Raw genomic sequence first — 2,327 nt, forward strand, 5'->3', positions numbered from 1 at the left:
GGGACAAGAGTGTCCGCAGCCGACCCGCCCGACACCCCGGTCGCGCCACCCGGCGTCTCCGGGCGCACCGAGCCGGAGCAGATCGCGGCCGAACCCGCCCCGGCGCCGCCGCCCCGCCGGTCGCCGGCGATCCCCGCACCGCCCCGCCGGCTGCCCCGGTGGCGCGACCTCGAGCCCTTCCTCAAGACCCGGCCCTGGCACGCCGACGCGGTCGAGCGCCGGCTGGCCAGCTGCGTCACCGTCGACGACGTGGAGCGGCTGGCCCGCCGCCGGGTGCCCGGCGCGGTGTTCGACTACGTGCACAGCGGTGCGGAGTCGGAGATCTCCCTGGGTCGCAACCGGGACGCCTTCGCCGACGTCGAGCTGCGTCCGACCGCCTGGGACGCCGTGGGCGACCCCGACACCAGCACCACCCTGCTCGGACGCCCGGCCGCCGCGCCGATCGTCCTCGCCCCGACCGGCTACAGCCGGCTCAGCCACCACACCGGGGAGCGCGCGGTCGCCGCGGCCGCCGCCTACGCCGGGATGCCGTACACGCTGTCGACCTACGGCACCACCTCCATCGGTGACGTGGCCGAGGCCGCACCCACCGGGCGGAACTGGTTCCAGTTCTACGTGATGCGCGACCGGGCGGTCACCGACCAGCACCTGGCCGAGGCCCGCGAGCACGGCTACGAGGCCGTGATGATCACCATCGACACCACGGTGACCGGGCTCAAGCGCAAGGACCTGCGCAACGGCTTCGCCATCCCGCCGCAGCTCACCCTGCGTACCTTCGCCGACATGGCCCGCCACCCGGGCTGGGTGGCCAACATCCTCACCACCGAGCCGCTGCGGTTCGCCACCTTCCCGGTCGGCTCGCCCTACGGGCTGTGGGGGATGTCCAACCAGCACCGCGAGCAGCGGCTGCGGCCCTCCGACGTCACCACCATCAAGGAGCAGTTCGGCGGGCCGGTGGTGGTCAAGGGCGTGCTGTCGCTCTCCGACGCGGTGCGCTCGGTGGACGCCGGCGCCGACGCGATCGTGCTGTCCAACCACGGCGGACGCCAGCTCGACCGCTCCCCGGTGCCGCTGGAGCTGCTGCCCCAGGTGGTCGAGGCGGTGGGGGACCGGGCCGAGGTGTACCTGGACTCCGGGGTCCGCAGCGGGGCCGACGTGGTGGCCGCGCTGGCGCTGGGCGCCCGGGCGGTGCTGATCGGCCGGCCCTACCTGTACGGCCTGATGGTCGGTGGCCAGCGCGGGGTGGACCGGGTGCTGGAGATCCTCACCTCCGAGATGGAGCGCACCATGTCGCTGGTCGGGGTCTCCCGGGTGGACGAGCTGCGCCCCGAGCACGTCCGGCTGCGTCGCTCCTGAGCCGGGTCCCCCTCGGCGTCGCCGGACTGTTCCGGAACGTCCAAGACGGCGGGGACGGGCTTCGCGCAGACTGACGGCATGACGCCACAGATCTCGGCCAAGCTCGTCGTCGCCTCCGCCGACGCCGCCATCGACACCTACCGCCGCGTCTTCGGTGCGGAGCTCCGCCAGCGCTACACCTCCGGTGACCGGGTGGTGTACGCCCAGCTGGAGCTGCTCGGCACCCTGATCGAGCTCAAGGACGCCGACGAGTTCGACCAGCTCGCCGCCCCGGGCCGTCCCGGCGTGCTGCTGTCGGTCACCACCGACGACCCGGACGCCCTGGCCGAGGCCATGGTGGCGGCCGGCGGCTCGGTGGTCTTCCCGGTCGCCGACCAGCCCTACGGGGCCCGTGGCGGCCGGGTGGCAGACCCCCACGGGCACCAGTGGCTGGTGCAGACGCCGCTGCGGCTCAGCCCCGAGGAGATCCAGCGGGCGACCGCGGCGATGGACGGCTGAGCCCGCGGCCGCTCAGGCCCGGGCGACCTCCAGCACGCGGAACCCCTTGGCGCTGGCCGTCCGGTCGCAGCGCCAGCCCTGCTCGACCAGCCAGCGCTGCAGCGAGTCCGCGCCGAGGTTGCGCCCCACCACCAGCCGCGCCACGCCGTCGTCGGTGAGCCGCGGCAGCCACTGCAGCAGCAGGTCGTGCAGGGCCTCCTTGCCGATCCGGATCGGCGGGTTGGACCAGATCTCGTCGTAGCGCGCGTCCGCGTCGACCTCCTCGGGCCGCAGCGCGGTGACCCGGTCACCGACGCCGGCGGCCCGGGCGTTGTCGCGGCACAGGGCGAGCGCGCGGTCGTTGACGTCGACGGCGTCCACCCGGGCCCGCGGCGCCACCAGCGCGACCGCCAGCGCGATCGCGCCCCAGCCGCAGCCGAGGTCGAGCACCCGGCGGGCCGTGGGCGCCGGCCGGTGGGTGCGCAGCAGGACGC

Annotated in this window: 3 protein-coding genes; 2 read left to right on the top strand and 1 reads right to left on the bottom strand. The window is 75.1% G+C overall.

The genetic code is table 11. The features are described 5' to 3' along the window. Both DVA66_RS19500 and DVA66_RS19505 read left to right on the top strand, forming a co-directional pair. A partial coding sequence (locus tag DVA66_RS19500) for an alpha-hydroxy acid oxidase (protein ID WP_332872895.1) occupies positions 1-1,356 on the top strand: 1,356 nt, incomplete at its 5' end. Positions 1,357-1,434: 78 nt separating this feature from the next. Beyond that, complete coding sequence (locus DVA66_RS19505; RefSeq protein ID WP_114561477.1) at positions 1,435-1,854, top strand: VOC family protein; 420 nt, start codon at positions 1,435-1,437, stop codon at positions 1,852-1,854. 12 nt (positions 1,855-1,866) lie between these two features. Here DVA66_RS19505 and DVA66_RS19510 read toward each other — a convergent pair. Further along, on the bottom strand, positions 1,867-2,327 hold a 461-nt coding region (locus DVA66_RS19510; protein WP_114561478.1), incomplete at its 5' end, for a class I SAM-dependent methyltransferase.

The organism is Desertihabitans aurantiacus (assembly GCF_003344635.1).
GTDB lineage: Bacteria > Actinomycetota > Actinomycetes > Propionibacteriales > Propionibacteriaceae > Desertihabitans > Desertihabitans aurantiacus.

Bases quoted from the DNA above. Each gene is read 5' to 3' on its own strand.
- DVA66_RS19505 (WP_114561477.1), top strand. From the start codon at position 1,435: ATGACGCCACAGATCTCGGCCAAGCTCGTCGTCGCCTCCGCCGACGCC.